This is a genomic window from Rhizobium sp. P28RR-XV (assembly GCF_012641385.1).
Lineage (GTDB): Bacteria > Pseudomonadota > Alphaproteobacteria > Rhizobiales > Rhizobiaceae > Rhizobium.
The window spans coordinates 1-20,416 of sequence record NZ_JABAIG010000032.1 but is presented as its reverse complement, the minus strand read 5'-3'; the positions used below and the strand labels follow the sequence as shown (position 1 = coordinate 20,416).

The 20,416-nt window shown below is 60.4% G+C and carries 19 protein-coding genes; 12 read left to right on the top strand and 7 right to left on the bottom strand.

The window, feature by feature from the left end; translation table 11 throughout:
* Positions 1-379: 379 nt before the first annotated feature.
* On the top strand, positions 380-586 hold the full coding sequence (locus HGP12_RS33405; protein WP_112340115.1) for a hypothetical protein: 207 nt from the start codon (positions 380-382) through the stop codon (positions 584-586).
* Between the two features lie 65 nt (positions 587-651).
* On the opposite strand, the gene HGP12_RS33400 is transcribed toward HGP12_RS33405, so the two are convergent.
* Together HGP12_RS33400 and HGP12_RS33395 are read right to left on the bottom strand one after the other, a co-directional pair.
* On the bottom strand, positions 652-2,004 hold the full coding sequence (locus HGP12_RS33400) for an ATP-binding protein (RefSeq protein ID WP_168880226.1): 1,353 nt from the start codon (positions 2,002-2,004) through the stop codon (positions 652-654).
* Positions 2,005-2,007: 3 nt separating this feature from the next.
* Positions 2,008-2,727, bottom strand: coding sequence for a response regulator (locus tag HGP12_RS33395; protein ID WP_168880225.1), 720 nt, complete (start codon positions 2,725-2,727; stop codon positions 2,008-2,010).
* A gap of 362 nt (positions 2,728-3,089) precedes the next feature.
* On the opposite strand from HGP12_RS33395, the gene HGP12_RS33390 reads away from it, so the two are divergent.
* The 4 genes from HGP12_RS33390 to HGP12_RS33375 all read left to right on the top strand — a co-directional run bounded on the left by HGP12_RS33390 (position 3,090) and on the right by HGP12_RS33375 (position 7,480).
* Complete coding sequence (locus tag HGP12_RS33390; RefSeq protein WP_168880227.1) at positions 3,090-3,890, top strand: pseudouridine synthase; 801 nt, start codon at positions 3,090-3,092, stop codon at positions 3,888-3,890.
* A 13-nt stretch (positions 3,891-3,903) separates the two neighbouring features.
* Positions 3,904-4,587, top strand: a complete 684-nt coding sequence (locus tag HGP12_RS33385) for a phosphoribosyltransferase (protein WP_168843405.1) — start codon at positions 3,904-3,906, stop codon at positions 4,585-4,587.
* Positions 4,588-4,732: 145 nt separating this feature from the next.
* The gene (locus HGP12_RS33380) at positions 4,733-5,680 is read left to right on the top strand and encodes a phosphoribosylaminoimidazolesuccinocarboxamide synthase (RefSeq protein WP_168843504.1); all 948 of its coding nucleotides are present in this window, start codon (positions 4,733-4,735) and stop codon (positions 5,678-5,680) included.
* Positions 5,681-6,028: 348 nt separating this feature from the next.
* A complete protein-coding gene (locus HGP12_RS33375; protein ID WP_168843406.1) occupies positions 6,029-7,480 on the top strand; it encodes an efflux transporter outer membrane subunit in 1,452 nt (483 codons plus the stop codon).
* A gap of 278 nt (positions 7,481-7,758) precedes the next feature.
* Here the strand turns inward: HGP12_RS33375 and HGP12_RS33370 are convergent, their stop codons facing one another.
* Complete coding sequence (locus HGP12_RS33370) at positions 7,759-8,010, bottom strand: hypothetical protein (protein ID WP_168843407.1); 252 nt, start codon at positions 8,008-8,010, stop codon at positions 7,759-7,761.
* 201 nt (positions 8,011-8,211) lie between these two features.
* Here HGP12_RS33370 and HGP12_RS33365 point away from each other — a divergent pair, with 201 nt between their 5' ends.
* Entirely contained in the window at positions 8,212-9,075 is an 864-nt protein-coding gene (locus HGP12_RS33365; RefSeq protein WP_168843408.1) for an SH3 domain-containing protein, read from the top strand.
* A gap of 342 nt (positions 9,076-9,417) precedes the next feature.
* Here HGP12_RS33365 and HGP12_RS33360 read toward each other — a convergent pair whose 3' ends face one another.
* The 3 genes from HGP12_RS33360 to HGP12_RS33355 all read right to left on the bottom strand — a co-directional run bounded on the left by HGP12_RS33360 (position 9,418) and on the right by HGP12_RS33355 (position 10,298).
* Complete coding sequence (locus HGP12_RS33360) at positions 9,418-9,660, bottom strand: DUF982 domain-containing protein (RefSeq protein WP_168843409.1); 243 nt, start codon at positions 9,658-9,660, stop codon at positions 9,418-9,420.
* Between the two features lie 235 nt (positions 9,661-9,895).
* On the bottom strand, positions 9,896-10,018 hold the full coding sequence (locus HGP12_RS34580; protein WP_281408273.1) for a hypothetical protein: 123 nt from the start codon (positions 10,016-10,018) through the stop codon (positions 9,896-9,898).
* Positions 10,019-10,109: 91 nt separating this feature from the next.
* Positions 10,110-10,298, bottom strand: coding sequence for a hypothetical protein (locus HGP12_RS33355; RefSeq protein WP_168843410.1), 189 nt, complete (start codon positions 10,296-10,298; stop codon positions 10,110-10,112).
* Between the two features lie 352 nt (positions 10,299-10,650).
* Here HGP12_RS33355 and HGP12_RS33350 point away from each other — a divergent pair, with 352 nt between their 5' ends.
* From HGP12_RS33350 to dnaJ, 3 genes are all read left to right on the top strand, one after another.
* Positions 10,651-13,032, top strand: coding sequence for a transglycosylase domain-containing protein (locus tag HGP12_RS33350; RefSeq protein ID WP_168843411.1), 2,382 nt, complete (start codon positions 10,651-10,653; stop codon positions 13,030-13,032).
* 509 nt (positions 13,033-13,541) lie between these two features.
* Positions 13,542-15,461, top strand: coding sequence for a molecular chaperone DnaK (gene dnaK / locus HGP12_RS33345; RefSeq protein ID WP_168843412.1), 1,920 nt, complete (start codon positions 13,542-13,544; stop codon positions 15,459-15,461).
* Between the two features lie 80 nt (positions 15,462-15,541).
* Positions 15,542-16,687 carry a molecular chaperone DnaJ gene (gene dnaJ, locus HGP12_RS33340; protein WP_168843413.1) on the top strand — a complete coding sequence of 382 codons (1,146 nt, stop codon included), beginning with the start codon at positions 15,542-15,544 and terminating at the stop codon, positions 16,685-16,687.
* Between the two features lie 71 nt (positions 16,688-16,758).
* Here the strand turns inward: dnaJ and HGP12_RS33335 are convergent, their stop codons facing one another.
* Positions 16,759-17,580: an APH(3'') family aminoglycoside O-phosphotransferase gene (locus tag HGP12_RS33335; protein WP_312867353.1), complete on the bottom strand. Its 822-nt coding sequence runs from the start codon at positions 17,578-17,580 to the stop codon at positions 16,759-16,761.
* Between the two features lie 298 nt (positions 17,581-17,878).
* Between HGP12_RS33335 and recF the strand changes: the two genes are divergently transcribed.
* From recF to HGP12_RS33320, 3 genes are read left to right on the top strand one after another with little or no spacing between them, the layout of a single operon-like run.
* Positions 17,879-19,006: a DNA replication/repair protein RecF gene (recF, locus tag HGP12_RS33330; RefSeq protein ID WP_168843415.1), complete on the top strand. Its 1,128-nt coding sequence runs from the start codon at positions 17,879-17,881 to the stop codon at positions 19,004-19,006.
* Positions 19,007-19,042: 36 nt separating this feature from the next.
* On the top strand, positions 19,043-19,813 hold the full coding sequence (locus HGP12_RS33325) for a molybdopterin-synthase adenylyltransferase MoeB (RefSeq protein WP_168843416.1): 771 nt from the start codon (positions 19,043-19,045) through the stop codon (positions 19,811-19,813).
* Positions 19,814-19,818: 5 nt separating this feature from the next.
* Positions 19,819-20,289, top strand: a complete 471-nt coding sequence (locus tag HGP12_RS33320) for a GNAT family N-acetyltransferase (protein WP_312862970.1) — start codon at positions 19,819-19,821, stop codon at positions 20,287-20,289.
* Positions 20,290-20,416 lie beyond the last annotated feature (127 nt).

Below are 20,416 nucleotides of genomic sequence, written 5' to 3'. Positions count from 1 at the left end.
GTCGCCAGCAGCGCCGCCGCCCTCGTTCAGTGATCGGGCTTATAGACCCTACCTCCGAACCAAGTCAACACTATCACTGTAAAAATTCTGACATTTTTGTAACTTATTGATTGTAAAACGGAATTTGTGAATGGAATGGGAAAGGAAGCAAAGTTTTCCTCAGAGACCTCGAAAAAGTTTGTCCAAGCGGTCAAAATTTCTATGCCTGATGCCTTATCGCCAACTTCTGACGATTAAGCCCCCTCAAACCCGACCATCATGCGCATTGGAACTTTCGGACAGCGATATGAGCCCGCCGATGCGCAGCTCGCTCGCAGGCCTCAGAAAAACCGAGATTTTACATGAGCTTTCTGCTATATATTAGCGAAGGGAGGAAACAATGCACACAACAAGACCGGAAAGCATTATCGAAGTCAGTTTCGACAGCGCCAATGGCCGACGCGCGCTCGGCATCATGAGCATGCGCCAGGCATTGGATCTGCCCGATCTGCCGAGCTTTACCTATACGCATCCGGATCCGCTGAAGGCGGCCGCCGGTATCGTGTTGAGCCAGGAAGAGCTCAGGAAATTCTTGACCTGCCACTGAGCGGGCACGTTCGCGCAGCACGTCGATCGCGCACCCGCACGATTGCGAAAATAATCGCGCCTATTTCAGGCTGCTTTCCTTTCCATCACCGCCAGCGGCAATAGAACAACGGCATTCAGCCCGCCTCCTTCGCGATCCTCGAGGCAGAGCGCGCCGCCATGCGCCTCGACAATCTGGCGAACGATCGCAAGACCCAGACCACTGCCGCCGAGATCGCGATTGCGCGATTCTTCCAGCCGCACAAAGGGTTCGAGCACTTCCTTGCGCCGATCTGCCGGAATGCCCGGCCCACGATCCCCTACAATGATGGCGGTTTGATCTCCGCGACGTTCGACGGCGATATCGGCTCGGCAGCCGTAGCGCAGCGCATTATCCATGAGATTGTCCAGCACACGCACTAGGGCGGTCTCGGTCATGGTCACCGCGATCGGCTGCCCGATCGGCGCGAAGACGACAAGACCCTGCCCGTCCTGCCGCTCCGCCACGTGGCCGCAAATGGCTGCATCGAGATCGACAATGGTCTTGCCATCAGAAACGACGGTGCTGCGGGCAAAGCCCAGAGCATCCTCCACCAGCCGCTGCATGGCTTCGATATCGGCAATCGCCCGATCACGATGTGGTGTATCGGGCATCATTTCCATGCGCAGTCGGAAGCGCGTGAGGTAGGTCCTCAGATCATGCGAGATCGCTCCGAGGATCAGGGTACGATTATTGACTAAGGCGGCGATGCGCAGCTGCATGGCGTTGATCGCCTTGATCAGCATGCGCAGCTCGCAGGCTCCTCTTTCGGGAATACGAACCGGCTGCAATCCATTGCCGATCGAGTTGACGGTGCGGGACAAGCGCGTCAAGGGGCGGGTTTCCCGCGCCACCGCGACAATGGCGATGACCGCGACCAGCATGCCGAGGATGCCCGAGATAAGGCCGATGGGAATTCCGTGCAATCGCACTGTCGGCGTCTCGGGAAGATTGAAGACCGCGATCTTGCCGCCTGCGACGCCGATCGACACTTCCATGATCCGGTCCGGGGCGCCGACCGAGAACCAGCCCCGCGGCCTTTCCGACAGCGAGCGCATGTTGAAGTAGCGGTTGCCGAAGGCGATATTGGCGAATTCGCGCGCCAGCTTACCGGTGAGCGTCAGATCCGAGGTCCCGTTCTTCTCACCGGGCGCCGGCGCATCGGCGAGCCGGATCGCCAGACCATTGGCATTCAGCGCCCGCACGGCGATCGGCTGCGCCTCGGGCGGAACGGCATCGAGAAGACGGATCGCCGTCTTGACCCGTATGGCCGGCGACAACTCCGGACTGAACGACGTATCCGGCTTCAGCTGGGCGGCGGCGAAAGCCGCGAGCTGTATGACGAACAATGCCACGGCGACAATCATGATGATGCGGGCGACGAGACCGAGTTTCAGCATGGCTCAGACATCCTTCACGTCCGTGGTGAGGAGATAGCCGGCGTTGCGCACGGTGGTGATGATATGAGCGCCATCGGGTAGGCAATGCCCGAGCTTGGTGCGCAGGCGGGAGACCGTGACGTCGATGGTGCGATCGAAGGGGTCGGCGCCACGCCCGCGTGTCCAGTCGAGCAACTGCTCGCGCGAGAGCACACGCCGCGGCCGTTCGAGAAAGCAGACAAGCAGATCGAACTCCGCCGTCGTCAGATGTACGACACGCTCGCCTTCCATCTCAATGATCCGGCCGTCGAGATCGACGGTCAAGCCGGCGAAGCACTTACGGCGTGACGGGATGCTGGCGTCTTCCGGCCGTTCCGGCCCGGAGCGGCGAAGGATGGCGCGGATGCGCGCCAGGAGCTCACGCGGATTGAAAGGCTTGCCGAGATAATCATCGGCGCCCATTTCGAGGCCGAGGATGCGATCGATGTCTTCCGTCTTCGCCGTCAATATGAGGATCGGCACCTTGCTGCGGGCGCGAATGCGGCGACATGCCGACAGGCCGTCCTCTCCGGGCAGCATCAGGTCGAGTATGATCAGATCGGGAAAACCCTTGGACAGAATGCGGTCCATGGCGGCGGCGCTGTCGGCCGCCTGCACGGAAAAACCCTCACGACTCAGGAACTCCTCGAGGAGCGCCCTAATCTCGCGGTCGTCCTCGACCAGAAGAAGCGATGCGGAAATCATGGCCCTTCCATGCGGGGCGAGAGGTCGTTTTGGCAACAAGGAAACGGCCGGCGTTACAAACTGTAACAAATTTCCCTTCTTTTGAAAAATCCCAGCAAAAGGAGCAGTGCAGGTTTCCAGGCAAGCGCGATCCCTTCGGAGCGAATGGCGGCAGCCCTGCCGTCTACCCGACCCCATCGCCCGCTCCGGCCCGCGACAGGGCTCGCGTCCACGAAATGCGAGCCCTGTCTGCCTTTCAGCCTTGCTTACTCCCTGACAATGCGATTTGCGTCCCCGCCATCGGCGTGCGAAAGGTGTTCTTCCCGGGCGCAACGCCCGACTACCGCAATGAAGACAGCAACGGCGATCGCGAGGCAGAACGGGTGAGCCAGCGGCAATCACCGCAAAGATCCGGCAGGGCGGCGAAGCCCGCCCAGCAGCCCGAGGGCAAGCGCGTGACCTTGCCGCGGGCGCTTTCAAAGCTCGGCTACTGCTCCCGCACCCAGGCGGAGGCGCTGATTACCGCCGGCCGCGTGAGCGTGGATGGCCGGAAGATCGCGGATCCCGCCACCTGGGTCGATCTGGAGCATTCGAAATTCGCGATCGACGGAAGAGAGATATCGGCGGAAAAGAAGCTCTATTTCATGCTGAACAAGCCCCGTGGGCTAGTGACCACCCGCGATGACCCCGAAGGCCGGCCGACGGTCTATGATTGCCTGAAGGAGATCGATGCCCGGCACCTCGCTCCGGTCGGGCGGCTGGACAAGGCGAGCGAAGGACTGCTGCTCTTTACCAATGATACGGTGCTCTCCCAGACCCTCCTCGATCCGGTCAGCCATGTCGGCAAAACCTATCACGTGCAGGTCGGCCGCATCATGGATGAGGAACAGCTCGCGCGCATGGAGCGCGGCATCTTCGATGATGGCGAACTGCTGACCGCCAGTTCCGCCCGCCTGCTGCGCAGCGGCGACCGCAACAGCTGGATCGAAGTGGAGCTCAAGGAGGGCCGCAACCGCCAAATCCGGCGCATGCTGGAGGCTCTCGGCATCGAATGCCTGCGGCTGGTGCGCGTCGCCTTCGGCGATATCGCGCTCGGCGATCTGCCGAAAGGCGGTGTGCGGGCCTTGACCGAGGCCGAAATCCTTGGCCTGCACCGGCGCGCCGGAATGAAAGTCAACCGATAGAAGGCTGAGTGCGATGCAACCCCACGACTTCTGGCAGGAGCTGCATGCGCCCGGCAGCTTCGACCCGATGGAGGAGCGAGCGGATTTCCACGTGGCCGAACTGACGGACGGGCGGCAGCTGCGCCTGCCGATCCGCATGCTCGCCGACGGCGAACACGCGTTGGCATCGCTGATCGTCAATCAGGCAAGCTTCACCGTGCTGGAGGCGCTGGCGCAAGCGCTGGCCGCGCGGATCGCCGCTCATGATGTCGATATCATTGCCGGATTGCCCACGCTCGGCCTGACACTGGCTGGCGCGGTGGCACGTGCGCTCGGCCATGCGCGCTATGTGCCGCTCGGAACATCGCGCAAGTTCTGGTATCGCGAGGAGTTATCGGTCGCGCTGTCTTCGATCACCACGCCAAACCAGGAAAAGCGTCTCTATATAGACCCGCGGATGCTGCCGCTGCTGGAAGGAAAGCGCGTGGCACTTGTCGACGACGTGATCTCCAGCGGCGCCTCGATCGTCTCCGGGCTTTCCCTCCTGACGTCCTGCGGTATCGAGCCCGTCGTGATCGGCGCGGCCATGCTGCAATCCGAGCGCTGGCGGGATCGTGTCGATATGGAGGGCAAGAAATGGAGCGAGCGGATCGTCGGCGTCTTTTCGACGCCGATCCTGGAGCGAAGCGAAAACGGCCGCTGGCGCCAGCCGCACTGACGGGTTTTCCCCACTGCGACCCCGCGACCGGAAGCGGATTGCATAATTATATAAGGGAAAACCGTTCCGATTCCGCCCGCAATGCGCTAAGGGTCCGCTCAAGAAGCATCCGTCGGGCGGATGCACGAGCCTGTTGGTGGACACGTTGCGAATTCTCTCCGAAGCCCATTTTCCGGAATTGCCCAACTACTATCGCGGCAAGGTGCGCGAGAATTACGATCTGCCCGATGGCAGCCGCATCATCATCAGTACCGACCGATTGAGCGCCTTCGACCGCATCCTCACCTGCATTCCCTATAAGGGCCAGGTCCTGACGCAGACGGCGCGCTACTGGTTCGAACAGACCAGCGATATCTGCCCGAACCACGTGATCGACTATCCGGACCCGAATGTCGTCGTCGGCAAACGGCTGAATATCCTGCCCGTCGAAGTCGTCGTCCGCGGCTATCTCGCCGGCACGACCGGCACATCCATTCTGACGCTCTACAAGAAGGGCCAGCGGGAGATGTACGGGATTACCCTACCGGACGGCATGCGCGACAACCAGATCCTGCCGGAGCCGATCATCACCCCGACAAGCAAGGAGTTCGACGGCGGTCACGACGAGCCCTTGACGCCGACTGAGATCGTCGAGCACGGGCTTCTGACGCCAGAGCAATGGCAGACGCTGTCGGATTACGCTCTTGCCCTGTTCGCGCGCGGGCAGGAGATGGCCCGCAAGCGCGGACTGATCCTTGTCGATACCAAATATGAATTCGGGACCGACGAAAACGGGACCATCATCCTTGCCGACGAAATCCATACGCCCGACAGCAGCCGCTACTGGCTGGCGGATAGCTATCAGGACAGATTCGAAAAGGGCGCGCGCCCGGAAAGCTTCGACAAGGACTTCGTGCGCGCCTGGGTCACCGAGCGCTGCGACCCCTACAAGGATGAGATTCCGGAGATTCCGAGCGAGCTCGTCGAGCAGACGTCCAAGGTCTATATCCGCGCCTACGAAGCGATTACAGGCGCTGCTTTCGTGCCCGACGATCACGGCACGACACCGCGTGACCGGGTTCGCGCAAGCCTCGCTCGCTATTTCCCTAAGTGACCGTCTGAACGGTCGTTTAGCTGAATCGGCACGCCGAAACTTCGCGGAAGTTGTGGCGGCGGCGGAGTTTTGCGCCATTCACATCCCTTGATTGCGGATGCGAGGGTATGTTTTTTGCAACACTTCAGATTTTTTTTACCGATAAGCTGCTATTTCGCCCGATCCTACATATGTTCGCTGCCGAGAATTCGTAAAAGCCACTGTGCTATTGCTAAACTCGTTGCTAGATTGACGCCGACCGCTTCGGGTCATTGTTTGTATTGCGTAAGACTGGAGCGCCGGAACATGGAGTCATGTCGACTCCGTCAAAAGACACTGAATCAGTAAATTGAATTGTGGGACAATGTGATGGTTTCCATTCGTACTGCCGCCCCCGCCCTGCTGCTTGTTTTGGCAGGCTGCGTCAGCGGCCCAGACCATAAGCCACCGGAAATGCCTCTCCCGGCCAAATTCTCGGAGGGCGGTACGAAGGTCAACGGCGATATCGCCGGTTCGCAATGGTGGACCGCTTTCGGCGACTCCAAGCTGAATGCCTTCGCGGCACAGGGACTTGGCCAGAACCTCAACATCCAGCAGTCGCTGGAGCGCATCAACCAGGCTGAAGCCGCGGTCGTTACCGCGGGTGCTGGTGGCCTGCCGAGCCTGACGGTTACCGGTGACCATACGACCAGCGGCCAGAAGGGCTCGCTGCGCACGCAGACCGAAACGCGAAACAGCACCAGCGGCGGCGCCTCGGTTTCGTGGCTGCTCGACCTCTGGGGCCAATATCGCCGCGCGACGGAAAGCGCCAACGCCTCGCTGGATGCTGCCTACTCCAACGTCGATACCGCACGCCTGACCTATCTGCAGGATCTGGCTACCAGCTATGTCAACGCCCGCTATTATCAGGCGCTGGTGGCGATCGCCCGGGAAAACCTGAAGTCCCGGCGCGACACGCTTTCGCTGACCAAGTTCCAGCTCGAAGCCGGCGCTGCCTCGCGCCTCGATGTCGTCCAGGCCGAAGGCCTCGTCAACTCGACGCTTTCGACGATTCCTGGCTTCGAGATCAACTATCGTCAGGCGGTGCATCACATCGCAACGCTGCTGAACGTGCCTTCATCAGCGATCATCGCGCAGATGCAGGGCGGCGGCAGCCAGCCGGTATTCCGCGGCAGCGTCCGCACCGGCGTTCCCGCCGATCTCGTCCGCAACCGCCCGGACATCCGCGCAGCAGAGCGCAACCTCGCCGCCGCTACCGCCCAGATTGGCGTTGCGGAAGCCAAGCTGTTCCCGTCGATCACGCTCAGCGGTGCGATCTCGCCGTCTTATATTCATAGCTCGTCCACGAGCGGCAGTCTCACCAGCTGGTCGTTCGGCCCGGCGCTGAACCTGCCGATCTTCGACGGCGGTACGCTGCGCGCCGGCGTCAAGAGCGCCGAATCCTCAAGCCGCGAGCAGTATATCGTCTGGCAGCAGACGGTAAGGAGCGCGATTCAGGACGTTGAAGATGCTCTGTCGGCCGTCACTCGCGATGCTCAGACGGTTGCGGCCCTGCATGCTCAGGTCAAGTCCTACCAGGAAGCCCTGCAACTCTCGACCGCGAGCTATAAGGATGGCGCATCCTCGCTGCTCGACGTTCTGGACGCCCAGCGCAACGTGACCAGCGCTCAGCAGAGCCTGGCACAGGCCGTTCAGCAGAGCGCCCTTGACTATATTAAGCTGAATGTCGCGATCGGCGCCGGCTATATGCCCGCAGGCAAGGCAACCGTGGCCGCGGCTCCGGCCAAGGTCATCAAGGTCGCTGCCAAGAAGACAAACTGACAAGGTCGCCCGGTCCGCCGGGCGCTTGCGTGAATAAAAAAGCTTAAACCGAAAAACCGCCGCATTCCCTGCGGCGGTTTTTCTTTTGGCGCCAGTGAGATGCCGAAGCAGCAATGCTGAAACTGAAAATGGCGCGCCCCGCTTCCGCAGGAGCACGCCATCGCTAAAAATCAAAAAGGCCGGAATGACCCGGCCTTTCGCCATCCGCTATCGCATCAGTGCCAGTACATCCGTGGTCAAAGGCAATGCGGAACTGCAGCCAGATTGATCGTGAAAGGTTAACCGAAGGTCAACTTGGCTTTCACGACCACGATGAACGGAAACGGCTCGCTTTGAAGCGCGCCAGCCGCCATCGGCTGCATGACTGAACCATATATCGGCGGGCAAGGTGACAATTTCAAGGCCGCCATTTCAATTCCTTCGATCGATCTCTCCAATGACTGCAGTGAGTGACGCCGCGATCTTGAGCCGCAACCAGGCCATATCAACGAATCCGGCAGATTTTCCGGCCGCCGGAAGCCATCGTTCAAGCTGCATTCATGCGAATACTTCTAAAATACATGCAAAGATTGAAGGTGCGCCACGGAACCCTATCAGGTCCCGTGTATGCGATGGCCTTTATCTTGCCGGAATTGGAAAGTCTTACCGAATGGCGCCGGGGTAGGCGCACGGCATGCGGAAAGATATCCGTTGGCGGTTTCGCGACGACGGTGCGCAAAGGGAGAGTATTTATGAGGTTCAAGATTCTTGCCGCAAGCTTGCTGGCCGCATTCGTTGCGCTGCCGGCCATTGCGGAAGCAGCGGAAGGCTTTGCCACCGCAAACGTCAACATGCGGTCAGGTCCGAGCACCGCCTATCCGGCGGTGACGATGATCCCGGTCGGAGCGCCGCTGCAGATCAACGGCTGCCTCAACGAGACGCCCTGGTGCGATGTCTCGTTTTATGGCGGTCGCGGATGGGTCGCCGGCCGCTACATCCAGGCCACCTATCAATCACGCCGTATCTATGTCGGCCCGCAATATTATCGGCCGCTCGGCATTCCGACGGTGGTTTTCAACTTCGATGACTACTGGGGTCGCTATTATCGCGGCCGTGACTTCTATCGTGAGCGCGACCGCTGGCGGCGTGGCCCTGGCTGGGTCGATCGCCGGCCCGACCGCGGCTGGGATCGCGGATCGGACTGGGATAACGGGCCGGACCGCAATTGGGATCGCCGCCCCGACCGCAATCGCGACTGGAATAACGACTCGGACGGCAATTGGGACCGTCGCCCCGATCGCGACTGGGATCGGCAGCGCGATGACAATCGTAACTGGGGCCGGCAGCGGCCAGACAACAACCAGGACTGGGATAATCGGCCGGACCGGCAGCGCGACAACAACCGCCCGGACAACCGCCCTCGCCCGGAACCCCAACGGCAGCCGCCTCAGGCTCAGCCGCAGCCTCAACCTCAGCCGCAGCCGCAGCCGCAGCCGCAGCCGCAGAACAATCCACGACAGGAGACGCGTTCGCCCGGTCCCTATAGCCCGGATCATAAGGATTGCCCGGCCTCGGAACCGAATTGCCGCATGTCCGTAAGGGGTTCCAACCGCTAGAGCCAGATGATTTTAGGTCGAACCGACCTATAATCTGAATCCGCTCTAGAAACAAAGAAGCAGAGCGTGATGTCGTCCGAAAACCGCCTACACTTTTCGGCATCACGCTCTAACGGCGCCCTGAGAATTCCGCAAAATTAAAGCCTGCGATCCTGGAGATCGCTGGCTTTTTTGATGCGCTGTCCGTCGAAGAGCGGCAATTACCGACGCAACGACCCGCATCCGAACGGATGCTCGGACAAACGGCATTCAAACGGAAATATCTTGAACGGAATCTTTTGGCGCGCCTCTATCGGCTCGCAGGGCTCGAATGAGCAAATGGCTTGAAAATGCCGACCGGTTTCAGTGCATCTTCAGGTGCGCTTCACGCGTCGCCGAGATGAACATTTCCCGCGCCTCTTCGGCAGACTTGCGACCGTCGATGGCTGCCCGGCAAAGGCTTCTTGCTGCAACATACAAGGGACCGCGCCGATCGGGCCACAGGTTGGCCATGCAATTCAATGCATCGGAAGGACCGGTCACTACCTGGAAACTATCGTGAGCAAAACCGACTTCGATGGGATCGCTCCATTTGACGTGCCGCATGAATACTCCTCCTCACGCGCTACCAATTGCTTGGAACCGTCTTCCACGACGGCCACATGACAGTACTATAACCCCGATCAGAACTTTCGAAAATATGAAAGATTTCGCGCTTTCCGCGACATATCGGGCTAATCTGATCGGGAAAATATGGCTCCGATGACATGCCTGGACGACCTGAATGTGATGAATTTCCTCTCAAGCCTTCCCGGGTAGTCATAGATGCATCGCATACGATTTACTTCTCACGGGCGATGCGTCTTGCCTCGTCCGGGGAAAATCCCGCCCGGCGGGCAAGCCGTTCCAAGCCGAATATCCGGTCGATCTGATCGACCAGCCATAGTTCGAAATGTTTCCACATTGACGCAGCCTCCTCCACTGCCGACCTGCGGTCGTAGCGGCCCACGATGTCTATCGCGCCATTTCCATCGCGCCTGGCCTACCAATTCCTTTCAGCGAAATTGCGGCGGCCTCTGCGCGTTGGAGAGCAGCTCCTGCTTTGTCGCAAAGTCACCAAACAGCTTCTTCAGCCGGGCTTCCTCCTCCTGGCAAAGCCGGTGGCGGCGGGCGAAATCCTGGACACTCCAGACTTCCCGTAATCTGCTCCTGTCGACTTCCTCTATCTTGATCACTGAACTCATGTGCTCGCCCTCTTTGGTTCTTGTTGTTCGTTAATGTCCGAAGGGACGAAAAGTTCCCTCTTCGGGCCGCCGGCGTGCGGCGGAGCGCGCCCCGTGGCCTGGGCCGGAATTGTTCTTAATCCCTCCTTAAATCGCCGCATTTACAGTTCAGGCGGGATTTGATGTCTTCACGAGGGTTCGTGAACAAATGGCGGTGGCCACCTCGACAGCCGATATCGGCTCTCAGGGTGATGCGCCGGCTTAAGGGCTCGGCCGAACGGGCGCGAAGATTTCTACCGCCGCTGCGATCAGCCTGATAGAAGACACCTGAAAGAAGACATGGGAATAGGCACCGAGGTACGACCGGCCGGCAATGGCAGATAAGAAGAAATCACGCCAGAGGATAGAACCATCCTTTTCTAGCGGCCGGGAACGCATCGATGACGGATTCAATGCCGGTGACCGTATCGTCGGCAACAGGCACTCAGCCAAGAAATATTACCAGGAACGGGAACCCGACGAGGAAGAAGACGAGGACGACGAGGAAGAACCCGTGGTTCAAAGTCCTCGCCGCGCACGCAGCCGCCGCAAACCGGCGCGGCGCGCCCGTCCGCAACGCGGCTTTTTCGGCTTCATCCGCACGACGATCTATTGGGGCCTGGTGCTCTGCCTCTGGGCCGGCATCGGCCTTGCGGGCCTTGTCGCCTATTACGGCTCGCGCATGCCGAGCGCCAGCACCTGGTCGATCCCCGAGCGGCCGCCGAACGTAAAGATCAACGATCTCGACGGAACCCTGCTCGCCAATCGCGGCACGACCGGCGGCGAAGCCGTGGCGCTCAGCGATATGTCGCCCTACATACCGGAGGCGATCGTCGCCATCGAGGACCGCCGCTTCTATTCCCACTTCGGCTTCGACCCGATCGGCCTTGGCCGCGCGGTCGTGACGAACGTGCTCACGGGACACGCCGTCCAGGGCGGCTCGACGCTGACGCAGCAGCTCGCCAAGAACCTGTTCCTGTCGCCGGACCGCACGCTGGAGCGCAAGGTGCAGGAAGTGCTGCTGGCGCTGTGGCTGGAGCACAAGTACACCAAGGACCAGATCTTGACGATGTACCTGAACCGCGTCTATTTCGGCTCCAACGCCTATGGTGTCGAAGCGGCCTCGCGGCGCTACTTCAACAAGTCGGCCAAGGACGTGAACCTCGGCGAGGCGGCGATGCTCGCCGGCCTGGTCAAGGCACCCTCGCGGCTGTCGCCCGCCCGCGATCCCGCCGCCGCCGAGGCCCGCGCGCAGCTGGTGCTGCAGGCCATGCACGATCAGGGCTTCATCTCCGAGGCCGACATCAAGACGGCGATGTCGCAGCCGCCGACTCGATCCAAGAGCTACTGGACGGGTGCCGAGAACTATGTCGCCGACATGGTCATGGACCAGCTGCCGAAGCTGATCGGCGGCGACATCAAGGAAGACCTGATAGTCGACACCACTCTCGACATGTCGCTCGAGGAGAAGGCCGAGAAGGCGCTGGAAGACGTGCTTGCAAAGGACGGCAAGAAACTGAGCGCATCGCAGGCCTCGCTCGTCTCCGTCGACGCGACGGGCGCCATCCGTGCCCTGGTCGGCGGCCGCGACTATGCGCAGAGCCAGTTCAACCGCGCCGTCACGGCCAAGCGCCAGCCGGGTTCGGCCTTCAAGCCATTCGTCTATACCGCTGCGCTGGAAGCGGGGCTGACGCCCAATTCGATCCGCAACGATATGCCTGTCAAGATCGGCAATTGGGCGCCCGAGAACTACGAACAACGCTATAGCGGCCCTGTAACGCTTGCCACCGCGGTGGCCCAATCGCTGAATACGGTTGCAGCCCAACTCGTCGCCGAGGTCGGGCCGGATCAGGTCATCAAGGTCGCCCGCAGGCTCGGCATCGAATCAGACCTGCAGGCCAATGCCTCGATCGCGCTCGGCACCTCCGAAGTGTCGTTGCTGGAACTGACTTCCGCCTATGCCACCTTCATGAACGGCGGCTTCAAGGTAGCGCCGCATGTCATCACCAAGGTGACGACCGCTTCCGGCAAGGTGCTCTACCAGGCCAATACCGATAATCCGCAGCGGGTGCTGAACCCGGATATCGTTGCCAATATGAACGCCATGATGGCCGGCGTCGTCGCCTACGGTACCGGCAAGGCGGCCCGCCTTCCCGGCTGGCAGGCGGCCGGAAAGTCAGGAACGACACAATCCTTCCGCGACGCGCTGTTTGTCGGCTTCACCAGCCATCTGACCACCGGCGTTTGGTTCGGCAATGATGACGGCAAGTCGATGCGCAGAGTCACCGGCGGCGGGCTGCCGGCCAAGGCATGGAAGGAATTCATGGTCGCTGCCCACAAAGGCATCACGCCGACGCCGATCTTCGGCGGCGGTCAGATCATCGACAACGGCCCGCCGATGGCGCAGGCGCCGAATGGCGACCAGCCGACGACGATCGGCAATATCATCTCGGGCGTCACCGACGGCGAACAGATCGTGCAGCAACCGACACTGCAGCATAGGCCGATCCAGCCGCAGATCGTCAACCAGACTGCGGTCAATGGGGACCCGCAGGACCTGCCGCCGGCGAACCTCGCCGATGACACCAATCCCTACAGTTCCTACCCTTATGACAGCGGCGATATCCCGCCGGCGGATATCGGCGACAGCGGTGCTCCGGTCGCAACGACGCGGCCGCATCGCTCCTCGCTGCTCGACGTGATCCTCGGCCGATAAAATTGCAATTTTGCACCGACAGCGCCGCGCGTCATATATGGTGTGCTAGAGCGGGATGCCGAAAAGTTTGAGCGGTTTTCGGACGACATTCCGCTCTAACCTTTTGATTCAGAAACGGATTCGGATTTCAGGTCGATTCGACCTGAAATCATCCGGCTCTAAGTCGCTTTAGCACTTTAGATCTGCTTCTTAATTTTATGCTTAAATCGATCCCGATTTAAGGAATTATGCAGTAGACGCTTGCATGGCCGCGGCAAGGCTGCTCTGATACGCGGTCGCGTCAAATCCACGTGTCCTCGGCGCACATGGGGCTAGGTGGAATTTACGCGACAAACCATTTGTTTTGCTGGATTTCGGGCCATTTCCTGCCTTGCAGTCAGTAAAACCGCTACTTATATACGCGGCATCACCGCAGTCATGGCTGCGCAATCCTCAAGACCATCCCGTAAGGGGCTGTCAATGGAATGCCTGGCAGGGGTTCCGACAGCTTGCTTCAAGGAGAGAATGATATGGCAAAAGTAATTGGTATCGACCTTGGAACGACAAATTCCTGCGTCGCCGTCATGGACGGTAAGGACGCGAAAGTGATCGAAAATGCCGAAGGCGCCCGCACCACCCCCTCTATGGTTGCCTTCACCGACGACGGCGAACGTCTCGTCGGCCAGCCGGCCAAGCGTCAGGCTGTCACCAACCCCACCAATACCCTCTTCGCTGTCAAGCGCCTGATCGGCCGCCGCTACGAAGATCCGACCGTCGAGAAGGACAAGCATCTTGTTCCTTTCAACATCGTCAAGGGTGACAATGGCGACGCCTGGGTAGAAGCCCAGGGCAAGGGCTATTCGCCCGCACAGATTTCCGCAATGATCCTTCAGAAGATGAAGGAAACCGCGGAATCCTACCTCGGCGAAAAGGTCGATAAGGCCGTCATCACCGTTCCCGCATACTTCAACGACGCTCAGCGCCAGGCAACCAAAGATGCCGGCAAGATCGCCGGTCTCGAAGTTCTGCGCATCATCAACGAGCCGACGGCTGCAGCTCTTGCCTACGGCCTCGACAAGAAGGACGGCAAGACCATCGCCGTTTACGACCTTGGCGGCGGCACCTTCGATATCTCCATCCTGGAAATCGGCGATGGCGTCTTCGAAGTAAAGTCGACCAACGGCGACACCTTCCTCGGCGGTGAAGACTTCGACATGCGTCTCGTCGAATATCTCGTTGCCGAATTCAAGAAGGACAACGGCATCGATCTCAAGGGCGACAAGCTGGCCCTGCAGCGTCTCAAGGAAGCTGCCGAAAAGGCCAAGATCGAGCTTTCGTCCGCGCAGCAGACCGAAATCAACCTGCCCTTCATCACGGCTGATGCCACCGGCCCGAAGCACCTGACGCTGAAGCTGACCCGTGCCAAGCTGGAAAGCCTGGTCGACGATCTCGTTCAGCGCACCATCGCTCCCTGCAAGGCAGCGCTCAAGGATGCCGGCGTCACCGCCGCTGAAATCGACGAAGTCGTTCTCGTCGGCGGCATGAGCCGCATGCCGAAGGTACAGGAAGTCGTCAAGCAGCTGTTCGGCAAGGAGCCGCACAAGGGCGTCAACCCGGATGAAGTCGTCGCCCTCGGCGCCGCGATCCAGGCCGGCGTTCTGCAGGGCGACGTCAAGGACGTTCTGCTTCTCGACGTGACCCCGCTGTCTCTTGGCATCGAAACCCTGGGCGGCGTCTTCACCCGTCTGATCGAACGCAACACGACGATCCCGACGAAGAAGTCGCAAACCTTCTCGACCGCCGACGACAACCAGTCGGCCGTGACGATCCGCGTTTCACAGGGCGAGCGCGAAATGGCTGCAGACAACAAGCTGCTCGGCCAGTTCGATCTTGTCGGCCTGCCGCCGGCACCGCGTGGCGTTCCGCAGATCGAAGTCACCTTCGACATCGACGCCAACGGCATCGTCCAGGTTTCGGCCAAGGACAAGGGCACGGGCAAGGAACAGCAGATCCGCATTCAGGCTTCCGGCGGTCTTTCCGATGCCGACATCGAGAAGATGGTCAAGGATGCAGAAGCCCACGCTGCTGAAGACAAGAAGCGCCGCGAAGGTGTCGAAGCTAAGAACCAGGCCGAAAGCCTGATCCACTCGAGCGAGAAGTCGCTGAAGGATTATGGCGACAAGGTCACGGAAGCCGATCGCACCGCGATCTCCGACGCGATCGCAGCGCTCAAGACGGCGACGGAAGCTTCCGAACCGGATGCCGAAGACATCAAGGCCAAGACCCAGACGCTTATGGAAGTTTCCATGAAGCTCGGCCAGGCGATCTATGAGTCGCAGCAGGCGGAAGCCGGTTCCGGTGGTGCCTCGGCAGAAGGCGGCAAGGACGATGTTGTCGATGCCGACTACGAGGAAATCAAGGACGAAGGCGACCATAAGCGGTCTGCATAAGCGCGAACCGAAAGGTTCAGGAAACTTTGATCCGGCTGCCTCTTGGCAGCCGGAAATCCATTTCCGGGGTCTAATGCTGAATGGCAAAAGCGGATTTTTACGAGACGTTGGGCGTCTCCAAGACGGCGGACGAGAAAGAGCTGAAGAGCGCCTTTCGCAAGCTGGCAATGCAATATCATCCGGACAAAAATCCGGACGACAGCAACGCCGAGAGGAAGTTCAAGGAAATCAACGAAGCCTACGAAACGCTCAAGGATCCGCAGAAACGCGCGGCCTATGACCGCTATGGCCATGCGGCTTTCGAGCATGGCGGCATGGGCGGAGGCGGCGGTTTTGGTGGCGGCTTCGGCGGTGGCGGCTTCTCCGATATTTTCGAGGATATTTTTGGCGAGATGATGGGTGGCGGACGCGCGCGCTCACGCTCTTCCGGCGGACGCGAGCGCGGCGCCGATCTCCGCTACAATATGGAAATCTCGCTCGAGGAAGCTTTCAGCGGCAAGACGGCGCAGATCCGGGTACCCACTTCGATCACTTGCGACGTCTGTTCCGGCTCGGGCGCCAAGCCCGGCACACAGCCGAAGACCTGCGGCACCTGCCAGGGTTCCGGCCGCGTCCGTGCTGCCCAGGGCTTCTTCTCGGTCGAGCGCACCTGTCCAACCTGCCATGGCCGCGGCCAGATCATTCCCGATCCCTGCACTAAGTGTCATGGGCAAGGCCGCGTGACCGAGGAGCGTTCGCTCTCCGTCAATATTCCCTCCGGAATCGAAGATGGCACGCGCATTCGCCTGCAGGGCGAAGGCGAAGCCGGTACACGTGGCGGGCCTGCGGGCGATCTCTATATCTTCCTCTCCGTCAAGCCGCATGAATTCTTCCAGCGGGATGGCGCCGATCTCTATTGTGCGGTGCCGATCTCGATGACGACGGCGGCGCTCGGCGGTACCTTCGATGTCGCGACGCTCGACGGCACCAAGTCGCGTGTCACCGTTCCCGAGGGAACGCAGGTCGGCAAGCAGTTTCGCTTGAAGGCCAAGGGCATGCCGGTGCTGCGCTCCAGCCAAATCGGTGATCTCTATATCCAGATCCAAATCGAGACACCGCAGAAGCTGACCAAGCGCCAGCGCGAACTGCTGCAGGAATTCGAGCAGATCTCTTCGAAGGACAATAATCCCGAATCAACAGGCTTCTTCGCCCGGATGAAAGATTTCTTCGATACGTTCAGCGACTGAGCGGCGAATCAAAGTGTTTCACATGAATCCGGCCGACGATTCGGCCGGATTTTTTTGTTTCGGGGGACGAATCACTCACCCCCGCGCGAATCAGCCCAGGTGAGCGGATCGAGCCGGAGATAGAAGGCGAGACGCTCGCGATCCGGTTTGGCGATCTCCAGGGTTTCAAACAGGATCGACAGGGCCTTTTGCCCCTGTTCGGGCTTCGCCCAGCTTTCCTCGGCATTGGCAATCATCAGCGCAAGATCGACACAGCGATCCGCCTTCCCAGCCCGGCCGAGATCAATCAAGCCGATGCATTGCAGGCTATGCGGATCGACCATGAAGTTGGGCATGCAGGCGTCACCATGGCAGAGGACTTTGTCGGCAGTCTCCTGCGCAATCCGCACGGGCAGATCGCGCTCGACGCGATCAAGCAGTTCACCAGCCGGCTTGCCCCAATCCTCCGGCCGCAGAAAATCCCGGTTCACGGCATGGCGTGAGACCACATCCGCCGCCTTTGCGAACATCAGAGACAGGCTGCGATCAAAGGTGCATTGATCCGTGGGCAGTTCATGAAGAGATTTCAGTTGCCGCGCCATCGAGGGCCAGGCTTTCAGCAGCGTATCTCCGTCCAGATCGACTGCGGGCACGCCAGGAATTGCTGATATGACCAGGCACGCGCCTTCCTCAACCTCGCGCCAGTCAATCACTTCAGGCACGGCAATACCTTTGCCCTGCAGCCAAAGCAGCCGGTCGCGCTCGCCGGCAAGATCCGCCGATCGGGCTGGGGCTGCCATTTTCGCATAGGCACGGCCGTCTTCGCGCCGATAGACGAGATCTCCCGATTCGCCTGTCTTCACTTGCGTCCAGTCGCGGCTCGCTTTGGCAAGCAGTGCTTCTACAATTCCAATTATAGGTAGCGCCATGCTCCAGCGCGAACTTCCTCGGCATTTTTTGCGAACGAATCATCCGCCCTCGTGGTTCGAGACGGCGCTTTGGGCCTCCTCACCATGAGAGCCTACCTCCAGCAGCTCAATTCCTTGGGTTCGGCGCAAGATTCACTCCATACTCATCCTGAGCCCGTCGAAGGACGAGGGTGGCCCTTGACGGCGCTTCATTCGATCGACCTCGCGAACAACCGGCAAAAACCTTGCACTTGAGCGGGGTTCGGCATACGCCTCGCCCATCGACCAAGAATCCGAAAGACCGATGCCGAACAAGGTTTTCATCTCGCGCCTGAAGCTCTCCGATTTCCGCAACTATGCGGCGGCGGCGCTGACGTTTGACGAGCGGCATGTGGTGCTGACCGGCGACAACGGCGCGGGCAAGACGAACCTCATGGAGGCAGTGTCGCTGCTGTCGCCCGGCCGCGGCCTGCGCCGCGCCGCCTATGCCGATGTCACGCGGGTCAACGCGCCGGGCGGATTTTCGATTTTCGCCGAGCTCGAAGGCATCGAGGGGAGCGTCGAAATCGGCACCGGCATCGATACGGCCGACGAATCAGCCGCCCGCCGGCTCAGAATCAACGGCACGCCGGCCAAAACGGTCGATGAATTGACCGATCATTTGCGCGTTCTTTGGCTGACGCCGGCCATGGACGGGCTGTTTACCGGCGGCTCCTCAGAGCGCCGTCGTTTCCTTGACCGGCTCGTGCTGTCGCTCGATCCGGCGCATGGACGCCGGGCCAGCGATTTCGAGCGCGCCATGCGCAGCCGTAACAAACTCTTGTCGGAGAGCCGGTTCGATCCATCCTGGCTCGCCGGCATCGAAGAACAGATGGCGAGCCTTGGCATCGCCATGGCGATTGCGCGGCAGGAAATGCTCGGCCTTCTCTCGCGGCTGATTGCCGAAACGCGCGAGGGGACGCCTTTCCCCTCGGCGGCGCTGGAACTATCCGGCTTCCTTGATGGAGAGTTCGGCCGGCCGGCCATCGATCTGGAGGATACCTATTCCGATATGCTGCGCGAAGGGCGCTACCGCGACGCCGCTGCCGGCCGCACGCTTGACGGACCACACCGGGCCGATCTTCTGGTGCGGCATCGTGAAAAGGACATGGAGGCGGAGCGCTGCTCGACGGGCGAGCAGAAGGCCCTGCTCGTCGGCCTCATCCTTGCTCATGCGCGCCTCGTCGGCAACCTGACGGGCTATGCACCGATCCTGCTGCTCGACGAGATCGCCGCGCATCTCGATGAGGGCCGGCGCGCCGCACTCTTCGATCTCATCGACGGGCTCGGCGGCCAGGCCTTTATGACCGGCACGGACAAATCCATGTTCTCGGCTCTTGGCGAGCGCGCGCAATTCTTTACCGTCGCGCATGGCGGCATTACGGAATCCTAGAACCTCCTCGTCCCCGATTGTGGTAGACTCGCACCCATGGATCCTTTGACCTCAGACGAAATCGCCCGCTATCACCGCCATATCCTCTTACCCGAGGTTGGCGGTGCCGGTCAGCAAAAGTTGAAGGCCGCCCGCGTGTTGGTCATCGGCGCCGGCGGCCTTGGTGCGCCGGTGCTGCAATATCTGGCGGCCGCCGGTGTCGGCACGCTCGGCATTGCCGATGACGATCGCGTTTCGCTGTCCAACCTGCAGCGGCAGGTGATTCACGATACGGGCACGATCGGGGAGATGAAGACGCAGAGCGCGGCCGACGCCATCGCGCGGCTGAACCCGCATGTGCGAGTCATCCGCTTCGAGGAGCGGTTCAGTGCCGATACCGCCACGCAGCACCTTACCGGTTTCGACCTTGTCATTGACGGTTCCGACAATTTCGACACCCGCTATACCGCCGCTGATGCGACCGAAGCAGCGCGTTTGCCGCTGGTGACCGGCGCTGTCGGCCGATTTGACGGGTCGGTAACAACGCTGAAGCCTTACGAAAGCGACGGGGACGGCAACCTCCACCCGCGATATCGCGATCTGTTTCCGGCGCCGCCGCCGGAAGGTCTTATTCCCAGCTGCGCGGAAGCCGGCGTTATCGGCGCCCTGACGGGCGTCATCGGCACGCTGATGGCAATGGAAGCGATCAAGCTCATAACAGGCATCGGCGAGCCGCTGGTCGGCCGTCTGCTGCTCTATGACGGGCTTGCGGCGCGCTTCGAGACCGTGCGCTATCGCCGCAAACGTGCCCGAGTCGCCGCCGAATGAGCGAGATTACAATTCAAAGGCTCAACGGCAGGTTTGACCGCTGGGATGCATTGCTTGATCTTATATTGGCGGCTTTTGCCTATATGAACGGACGAATCGATCCGCCCTCCTCTGCGCTTGCGCTGACGCCGGAAGCGCTGAGGGAGAAAGCTATGAACGAGATCGCTTATGTCGCATTCGATGGCGATCAGTTAGCCGGCTGTATTTTTTGCCGGCCTGAGACAGAATGCCTTTATGTCGGTAAGCTTGCCGTCCTTCCCGCAGCTCAGGGCAAGGGTATCGGCAGACGCTTATTGACATATGCTGAAGCCGCGGCGAGGCAGCATGATCTTCACATACTTCGACTGGAAACGCGGATCGAGCTGATCGACAATCACGCTACCTTCGCCGCCTGGGGCTTCCAGAAAGTGGCCGAAAACCGCCATCCCGGCTTCGATCGCACGACGTCGATCGAGATGCGCAAGGCGGTCATCTAGCACGGTACACGACATTAATGGTGAGAACGGAATGATGTGGTTGAATTGAAGATTCTTCGCCAAAAGGATCTTCGCTTATGACACCGCTTCATGCCGCTCTCATCGAGACGTTAGGCCGCCATTTTCT

Coding starts and splice junctions, on each gene's coding strand:
- HGP12_RS33405 (WP_112340115.1), top strand. CDS start 380: ATGCACACAACAAGACCGGAAAGCATTATCGAAGTCAGTTTCGACAGC.
- HGP12_RS33400 (WP_168880226.1), bottom strand. CDS start 2,004: ATGCTGAAACTCGGTCTCGTCGCCCGCATCATCATGATTGTCGCCGTG.
- HGP12_RS33395 (WP_168880225.1), bottom strand. CDS start 2,727: ATGATTTCCGCATCGCTTCTTCTGGTCGAGGACGACCGCGAGATTAGG.
- HGP12_RS33385 (WP_168843405.1), top strand. CDS start 3,904: ATGCAACCCCACGACTTCTGGCAGGAGCTGCATGCGCCCGGCAGCTTC.
- HGP12_RS33375 (WP_168843406.1), top strand. CDS start 6,029: ATGGTTTCCATTCGTACTGCCGCCCCCGCCCTGCTGCTTGTTTTGGCA.
- HGP12_RS33365 (WP_168843408.1), top strand. CDS start 8,212: ATGAGGTTCAAGATTCTTGCCGCAAGCTTGCTGGCCGCATTCGTTGCG.
- HGP12_RS33360 (WP_168843409.1), bottom strand. CDS start 9,660: ATGCGGCACGTCAAATGGAGCGATCCCATCGAAGTCGGTTTTGCTCAC.
- HGP12_RS34580 (WP_281408273.1), bottom strand. CDS start 10,018: ATGTGGAAACATTTCGAACTATGGCTGGTCGATCAGATCGACCGGATA.
- HGP12_RS33355 (WP_168843410.1), bottom strand. CDS start 10,298: ATGAGTTCAGTGATCAAGATAGAGGAAGTCGACAGGAGCAGATTACGG.
- HGP12_RS33350 (WP_168843411.1), top strand. CDS start 10,651: ATGGCAGATAAGAAGAAATCACGCCAGAGGATAGAACCATCCTTTTCT.
- dnaK (WP_168843412.1), top strand. CDS start 13,542: ATGGCAAAAGTAATTGGTATCGACCTTGGAACGACAAATTCCTGCGTC.
- dnaJ (WP_168843413.1), top strand. CDS start 15,542: ATGGCAAAAGCGGATTTTTACGAGACGTTGGGCGTCTCCAAGACGGCG.
- recF (WP_168843415.1), top strand. CDS start 17,879: ATGCCGAACAAGGTTTTCATCTCGCGCCTGAAGCTCTCCGATTTCCGC.
- HGP12_RS33325 (WP_168843416.1), top strand. CDS start 19,043: ATGGATCCTTTGACCTCAGACGAAATCGCCCGCTATCACCGCCATATC.